12 protein-coding genes are annotated in these 6,896 nt (G+C 60.1%); 8 read left to right on the top strand and 4 right to left on the bottom strand.

From position 1 onward, the window contains the following. Positions 1-274 precede the first annotated feature (274 nt). From EOA60_RS13310 to EOA60_RS37570, 3 genes are read left to right on the top strand one after another with little or no spacing between them, the layout of a single operon-like run. Positions 275-751, top strand: a complete 477-nt coding sequence (locus tag EOA60_RS13310; protein ID WP_127335290.1) for a hypothetical protein — start codon at positions 275-277, stop codon at positions 749-751. Then, on the top strand, positions 748-1,518 hold the full coding sequence (locus tag EOA60_RS13305; protein ID WP_127335289.1) for a DUF1828 domain-containing protein: 771 nt from the start codon (positions 748-750) through the stop codon (positions 1,516-1,518). The genes EOA60_RS13310 and EOA60_RS13305 overlap by 4 nt, the downstream gene beginning before the upstream one ends. After that, positions 1,508-1,663 (top strand): hypothetical protein, encoded by a 156-nt coding sequence (locus tag EOA60_RS37570; protein ID WP_164748282.1) that lies wholly within the window; start codon positions 1,508-1,510, stop codon positions 1,661-1,663. Before EOA60_RS13305 ends, EOA60_RS37570 begins: the two co-directional genes overlap by 11 nt. On the opposite strand, the gene EOA60_RS13300 is transcribed toward EOA60_RS37570, so the two are convergent. Together EOA60_RS13300 and EOA60_RS13290 are read right to left on the bottom strand one after the other, a co-directional pair. Further along, on the bottom strand, positions 1,664-1,831 hold the full coding sequence (locus EOA60_RS13300) for a DUF1508 domain-containing protein (protein ID WP_095824491.1): 168 nt from the start codon (positions 1,829-1,831) through the stop codon (positions 1,664-1,666). A gap of 317 nt (positions 1,832-2,148) precedes the next feature. Then, a complete protein-coding gene (locus tag EOA60_RS13290; protein WP_127335288.1) occupies positions 2,149-3,126 on the bottom strand; it encodes an IS1595 family transposase in 978 nt (325 codons plus the stop codon). Positions 3,127-3,383: 257 nt separating this feature from the next. Here EOA60_RS13290 and EOA60_RS13285 point away from each other — a divergent pair, with 257 nt between their 5' ends. The 4 genes from EOA60_RS13285 to EOA60_RS13270 all read left to right on the top strand — a co-directional run bounded on the left by EOA60_RS13285 (position 3,384) and on the right by EOA60_RS13270 (position 5,205). Next, entirely contained in the window at positions 3,384-3,704 is a 321-nt protein-coding gene (locus EOA60_RS13285; RefSeq protein WP_095824494.1) for a hypothetical protein, read from the top strand. Positions 3,705-3,843: 139 nt separating this feature from the next. Further along, positions 3,844-4,389: a hypothetical protein gene (locus tag EOA60_RS13280; protein ID WP_095824495.1), complete on the top strand. Its 546-nt coding sequence runs from the start codon at positions 3,844-3,846 to the stop codon at positions 4,387-4,389. 177 nt (positions 4,390-4,566) lie between these two features. Continuing rightward, positions 4,567-4,836 carry a hypothetical protein gene (locus EOA60_RS13275; RefSeq protein ID WP_095778279.1) on the top strand — a complete coding sequence of 90 codons (270 nt, stop codon included), beginning with the start codon at positions 4,567-4,569 and terminating at the stop codon, positions 4,834-4,836. Between the two features lie 63 nt (positions 4,837-4,899). Continuing rightward, positions 4,900-5,205, top strand: a complete 306-nt coding sequence (locus EOA60_RS13270; protein ID WP_066999393.1) for a hypothetical protein — start codon at positions 4,900-4,902, stop codon at positions 5,203-5,205. Between the two features lie 12 nt (positions 5,206-5,217). Here the strand turns inward: EOA60_RS13270 and EOA60_RS13265 are convergent, their stop codons facing one another. Continuing rightward, a complete protein-coding gene (locus EOA60_RS13265; protein WP_067325191.1) occupies positions 5,218-5,637 on the bottom strand; it encodes a DoxX family protein in 420 nt (139 codons plus the stop codon). 268 nt (positions 5,638-5,905) lie between these two features. Continuing rightward, positions 5,906-6,661 carry a tryptophan 2,3-dioxygenase family protein gene (locus tag EOA60_RS13260; protein ID WP_067325194.1) on the bottom strand — a complete coding sequence of 252 codons (756 nt, stop codon included), beginning with the start codon at positions 6,659-6,661 and terminating at the stop codon, positions 5,906-5,908. A 141-nt stretch (positions 6,662-6,802) separates the two neighbouring features. On the opposite strand from EOA60_RS13260, the gene EOA60_RS13255 reads away from it, so the two are divergent. Further along, positions 6,803-6,896 (top strand): AsnC family protein (locus EOA60_RS13255; protein WP_164899290.1); only part of this gene is annotated, 94 nt, incomplete at its 3' end.

Below are 6,896 nucleotides of genomic sequence, written 5' to 3'. Positions count from 1 at the left end.
CCACAGGAGGATGCTGTCCCGTCGCCTCGCCAACTGGCGAAGCCCCCAAGGTGAGGAGCCACAAAAAAACCCGCCGGCTGGCGGGTCGTTGGCGCAAATCAGCACCATGGATAAAATCATAGCAGAGCTGCCCTCACCTGACAAGGCTCTTAGGTAAATTTTCCTAATTATATACTTGACGTACTAAGGGATATTTTCCTATACTGATTCGAGCGTGACAGGCCGGTTCGTGGTCCGCTACATCTTCGTCAACTAAAGGCGGGGAAGCGAGCGGATGCGTTTGGTGGACGTAATTAGGGCTCAGAAGTCCAATGTCTCTATAGGTGCATGGCAAGAGGGGAAGATACCACCGTCGGCGTGGCCACTTACTACCAGCAGTCTGCATCTCGGGAGGGGTTATTCGTGGCGCATCGTAAAGTTTGACGCGCTAGGCAAGAAGTTTCGCGTCCTTATCGCGTTCAGCGCGGAGAAGGAAACCTATCGAGCGGTCTTGGCGGTGGAGGAGCCAAAGCACCTAAAGGTGGTGTGCCATCATGAACTGCATACCGATCATTGGAACTGGCACTGCCATTTTTCGGCTGGCCCGATAGAGGAAATTTTTGCCGGCGTTTGGCGGGACAAGGACACTTTCAGGGCGTGGCCGCGTTTTAGAATTAACGAATGCTCTGTAGCATTTGACGTGACGAAGGAGAGTGCACTCTCGGTGGCCGCGAGACGCTACCGCTTCGAGCCGCAAGGAGAACTGATATGAGCCTCGCTGAGGAAATTTGCGAGGTCGTTTGCGAAGGGTTTAAGGTTCGCAAGGTGCCTGTAGGGTATTCGGTCCTCACCCCTTGGACGTGGTTCTCGGGGGAGCCTTTGACGTTCTTTATCCGCGAGGAAAAGGGGCAGGCGAGGCTTGAAGATAGCGGATTGCTCGTTGCGGACTTGCAGGGAATGGGCTTAGACCTAGGTTCCGAAAACAGGCGCGCGCTGCTGGCGTCTCTGCTTACCGAGCACCGCGCCTTCCTTGACGATGACGATTCCCAATTCGCTACGGAATGGATGACGATAGATCGCGTAGCTTCACGCATACCTGAGTTTTTGTCGTTCCTTCTCAGAGTGCAGGATCTTTTGTTCCTCAATCGAGACAAGGTTCGTAGCACGTTCAAGGAAGACCTCGCGTCTGCCATTCAAGATCGCTTCGAGGGAGAGGCGGAAATCATTCTTGGCCAAGCCCCCATTCCTCGCCTGCCGCAATACATCGTGGACATCTTGGTGGCTCATAGGGACGGCAGGAATATCGCCATTTTTGCAGGCGTAAGCGACGTGTCGGTCCTCCAGGCTGTGCTTTTCCAGAAGGAACTTCAGATAAAAGGCATTGATGACTTCAAGGCGTTCCTTATCTTCGAGGACATGAACGGCGCGAGAGTTTCGCAGCGAAACAGGTCGATAGCCATCAACTCCGATTTAGAGATCGGGGATTGGGGCGGCGGTCGATTGGAGGTCGTTGAAAAGGTGTATCGACATGTCCACTGAGGACAAGCCCGTTGAGAGGAAGGGCGACGAGATTTTGCGCCGCCTTTTGAATACGCCGCCAGACCACAGGACCGGCAATAAACCCAAAGAGAAGGGCGACGAACGCAAGCCGCCGCCCCTCAAGAAGCCTAAGAAGAATGGTTAATTACTCATAAACCGGAGCGTTGTACGATCCTTTTACGAGATTGATGGCGTGCTGCGCGTCTGCCTTGTTCCAGTAGCTTTCGCCACTATCTGCAAGGGTCTTGCCGTTGGCGGCAATCAGACGCCAGCGCCATTGATTGATGCTATCTTTGTAAAGGCGATAATGCATGCGGTCAGTTCCTTTGGTTCAAGAGTTCAAGCCGTTCCTGTTCAGCTATCGGTACGAAGGCGCTGAATGGAACATCGAGATACCGGCGCGGTCGTGGGAGGATGCAAAACGGCGCGCGTCGGCCCTCGCCCTCGGAAAATGTGAGGGTGAGGTGATCGCCCGAATTCCTGCGAGGTTCGGTTTAGTCGCCCGCCTTACCGCGTTCATTCGGAACGCAATTTCGCAGAGATAACTGATTCGCGGTCTGCAACCGAGTCAAATTGTCGCATCACTCACGGTTGCGACGGCGTTTTGCCAGCAGCTTTCGCGCCTTCTGCTTAGGCGTGATCGGCTTCACCAATCCGCCGATAGGTAAGGCGCTTGTCGCGCGCCATGCGAAGCAAGTCGGCGGCGAGCTCTGCATCTGAGACTTTCAGCGCCGCGCGGCGATTGTAGCGGAAATCAAACTCGGCCAAGTAGCGGTGCAAGTGTGCTTCGCCGCAATGCTGGTAGACGCCGACCATGCCGCGCTTGAAGACGGAAAACACGTTCTCAATCGTGTTCGAATGGATCGTCTCGTCGCCTTCGTAGCGGACGTATTCGCCATTCGCATGATTGGTGGTTTTGTGCGAGGCGTATTCCTCGCCAGTACGGGTGTAGAGGCGCGAGGCGTCGGTGTAGAGGATCGACTTGCGATCAACGTTGCGCACCAGCACATCGCGCACGGTCGAAGCCGTGGCGTCGTTCAGATGGAACATGCGAACGCTGCCGCCGCGCTCGACCAGACCGACGACGGTGCGCTTCTGGTTGCCGCCAGATTTAAGATAGGGACGGCCCATACGCTGCGGCGACGGCTTGCGAGGCGTCTCGCGTTTGCCGATGTAAGTTTCGTCAACCTCTACGGCCTTGCCTTCGCCACCAAGCGGGCCAGACGACTTAACGTCTTCCTTCATGGCTTCGCGAATGCGGTGGGCCATGAACCAAGCGGTCTTGTAAGTGACGCCAAGCATACGGTGCAGCTGGTGCGCGCTCATGCCCTTCTTCGATGAGGCATAGAGATGCGACGCCAGAACCCACTTGTTGAGCGGGATTTTGGAGCGCTCGAAAACGGTGCCGACCGTCACGGAAAACGGCTGGCGGCATTCGTTGCACTTGTAGACGCCGGGACGAGTGGACTTGCCCGCAAGCTTGGTGATGCGCTCGGGATTGGCGTTACCGCAATGAGGGCAGAACGGACCATGCGGCCAATGGATGGCTTCCAAGTGTTCGCGGGCCCTGTCGGCGTCGTGGTAAATCTCGGCGGTTAGATCGAACATTGTGGTAACTCCTTGCGTTTGTTATCGCAAATCCGGTCTGGTACGTCAAGTATATAATTAGGTAAATTTTCCTAGCTGCGTGTCTGCAGCCTTGCCGGGAAGCGACTTTCGCTCGCGCACCGATAAATTGTGGCCCAGGTCTGAAAGTTCCAGAAATTTTTTCTCGGAACCACCTCCGGGCCGAGGGGTTCCACCCTTAGTCGCGACGCGACAGACTCCCGAACAGAGAAACGATCTCGCACAAGAAGGAGAAGATCATGCTCATCAAGATTCTTGCGGCATCGGCTCTGACCATCGGTCTGGCTACGGCTGCGATGGCTCAGAATGCAACGGGCGGTACCGCCGACACGGCGGGCAGCGGCCAGAGCATCACGGTGGACCCCACCACGCCTGCCAATCCGCCGCCTGATCAGATGGCGCCCGATACAGGCACGACGGGCAGCATCACCACGGACAGCATGAATTCGAACGCCGATCGGAATTGCCCCGCGACGCCGCAGGGCGCCCAGCCGGATGCAACTCACACGTCGCCTGGCACGGCTACACCGTCGGTCAACGATAATCATTGCGGCAAGTAGTAACGAGACGCGGCAGTTTCGTCGCGCGAGGGCCGTGGAGTTCCGCTCCACGGCCCTTTGCTTGGAAGGGAACCATGGCGGACGTGAGCCGTTGCAAGGTCGGGCGTGAGCCGTTGCAGAGTTCAGCAAGGAGAGACCCATGGCAGACGACGAAACCAACCAGGGTAAGGACACGAACGCAGCAGCCGCGCGCAACGGCAGCTCGACGTCCCAGGGCGGCGGCACAGAGCGAAGCAATCCGGGCCGCAGCAGCGCTGCCCGCAGCGGCAGCGCTTCGCGCACCAGCGCCAGATCTTCAGCCGCTTCGGAAGCGGCGATGAGGAAGCAGATCGCCGAATTGAAGCGCGAGGTGAGCCGGCTCAACCGCGCGCTTGCCGATCAGGCCGAGGAAGCCGCCAGTGCGACGCAAGGGTGGTACCAGAGCGCGACCGACCGGGCCTCCGGCCTCTACAGCGGCGCGGCCGACCGAGCTTCTGAATTCTACGGCGGCGCGAGCGATCGCGCCTCACGCGCGGCAAGGCAGTTGCGAAGCCAGGCCCAGAGCGTTTCCGAAACCGTGCAGCAGAATCCCGGCACCGTTTCCACCGCCATGGTTCTTGGCGGCCTGGTCGGCTTGCTGATCGGCATGGCGATGGCGCGCAACTCGGACACAGACCACGACTGGGCCCGCCCCTGGACCCGATAGAGCAATCGCGCCCCCACGGCCGCCGCAGCGCAGGCCGCTGAAGGAGGCCGGGCCCAGAGCCCGGCCTTTCCATAGCGGCGGGTTGGTGTGCCCGGTTGTCGTTGGTGTGCCCGGTTGGGCTGGTCATTAGCCGGACCTTATGGAATCATTCCCCAAGGGGAATCGCGGAGAGCGGGCATGGACAAATCCGCCATGGCATCGGTCTTTCGGATGCGGCATGCGCCAGCAGGTATTTCAGGCGTTCGCAGTCTTGGCCGAGGCCAGGCGGATCCGGTCTTCCATTCGCGCCCGCTTGGCGAAGCCATCCGCTTCATCGCCGAGGCAGACGGCCAATATGATCTGAGCGCCGTGGCCATCTCCTATGGAGATCGCTCGACCCCGCCGCTGGGCGCCCGCGAGATCAAGCAGCTCTGGGCCGAATACGGCGTGCGCCTGATGGAGGCCTAAGGCGGTCCCGGATCGGAAACGCCGCTCATGCGTTTTCAAGCGAGGTCAATGGGAGGAAGCGCCATGAACGTCGCCAATCTGCAACTCGAGGGCCTGCTGATGGCCGTCGCGGCAATCAACCATACTCTGGTGCGCAAGGGGGTGCTGACGGTCGAGGAGATCGACATCGCGCTGCGCAAGGCCGAGGCCGTCGAGACAGGCGAGGACCGGTCCGAGGCGATTTCGGCGTCGAACCGCGATGCGATCAACTTCCCGATCCGCCTGCTCGAGCTCGCCAACCAATGCCAGCCGGAAGCGGACATGCCTTCCTTCTCCAAGCTGGCGCGCATGGTCGGGCAGATGAAGGAACCCTATAACGATCAGATGTGAAGTGGCGGCGCCTCACGCCCGGCCCGGCCAACCCTGTCGGACGGCGAGCAACTTGCCCGGCCCATGCACGGCGGCGAAGAAAAGGCCGGCGAGGAAAGTGAAATGATCGACGAAGAAGCCGAACTCGGCCTGGTTGCCGGTCCAGTGCGACGGGCCGTGGAATGAAAAGCCGAGGAAGATCACATAAACTGCCGCGACCAGCGCCGCCGGCGTGAAGAAGGCGCCGGTGAGGAAGGCGATCACCAAAAGCACCTCCAGGATCGCCGCGCACCAGGCGAGAAACAGCGGGAACGGAAACCCGGCGGCGGCGATGTAGCCAGCGGTGGCGCCCATATCCATGAACTTGAAGGTCACGGCCATCGCGAAGACGGCGGCGAAGATCAGGCGAGCGATGAGAATGGCGGCGGTCTGCCAGGCCGATTGCGTTTCCACGTTGTCCCTCCGGTTCGAAGCTGTTGATGCCCAAGGACGGAGGAAGGGCAATGATTCCGACAGGGGGCTGGAATTTTTGCTTCACTTGTTTCCTCACCCCCACTGCAGGCCGCGGAGAGTCGCCGCGCAGCAGCCGGTGAGGCGCCGGCGACGCCGGGACGAACCGCCAGACGGCGAGCCCACAGCAAAGCTCGGCGCTCAACGAGGGCGCTCTCCCTCGCGGCTACGCCGCGCCACCTCTCCCCTGTTCGCGCGGGGCGAGGAAAGCTCAGCCCGCCTTCGCGTGCGGCGGGTGGCTGATCGAGTCGCGCACGGTGCCGTAGGCCGCACCCCAGCGGTCGGTCATGTCGCAGCGTATGTCCCAGAGCTCGGGGAAGAAGCGGTGGCGGGCGCCGCCTTCCAGGATCTCCACCGGGCGACCCTTCAGCGACTTGGCGCCAAGACCGATCGAGCGGTGGATGAGATAGAGGTGGTTGGCGCGGAATTTCTGGAACAGCTCGTCGAACTCGATCAACGCCTCGGCCACGACATAAGCATCGCCATGGTCGTAGTGAGCGTCGTAGACGTCCTCGACGGAAAGCCCGCGGCCGTCGAGATAGGAATGCTTGAAGGCTCGCCAGAGGTCCGGCGGCAGGCGCAGGATAAGCTTGAAGCCTGGCGATTCCTGGCCGCTGCCATTACCGAGCTCGAGGCGGATCTGCTGGTACTCCTTGGGCGACATCGTCTCCAGCAGATCGAGCTGCGCCGTCATCATGCGCACCAGCCGGTGCACGCGGCCCATCAGCGTGATGATGCGGTGCGTGTCTTGCCTCTCCAGATAGTCGAGCACGTCGACCAGCGTGTAGGCGATGAGCTTCATCCACAATTCCTCGACCTGGTGCACGATCTGGAACTGCAGCTCGTCGGCATTGACCATTTGCGAGAGCGGCTTCTGGCAGGCGAGCAGCTGGTCGCATTTGAGATAGACGCCGTAGTCGCGCATTTCGGGCGCCTCGATGCGGGCGTGATAGTCCGACTTGTCCATGGCTCATCCTCCTCGCGCGGGCATGTTCGGCAGGCAGCCAAGGATAGCGCTTCCGGCTTGAACATTGTTCCTTTCTGTTATCCAAATAGCGGAAATTGGAGTACGATCAGCGCCCATTGTCGCGACATCGGAGAACGGACTATGCTTGATGCCCTTGACCGCAAGATAGTGTCAGCACTCGAGCGCGACGCGCGCATCTCCTTCGGCGAGTTGGCCGAAGAGGTGGGACTGAGCA

The sequence above is a fragment of the Mesorhizobium sp. M1A.F.Ca.IN.020.06.1.1 genome (assembly GCF_004023265.1).
Taxonomy (GTDB): Bacteria; Pseudomonadota; Alphaproteobacteria; order Rhizobiales; family Rhizobiaceae; genus Mesorhizobium.
This window is presented reverse-complemented; position numbering and strand designations above follow the sequence as displayed.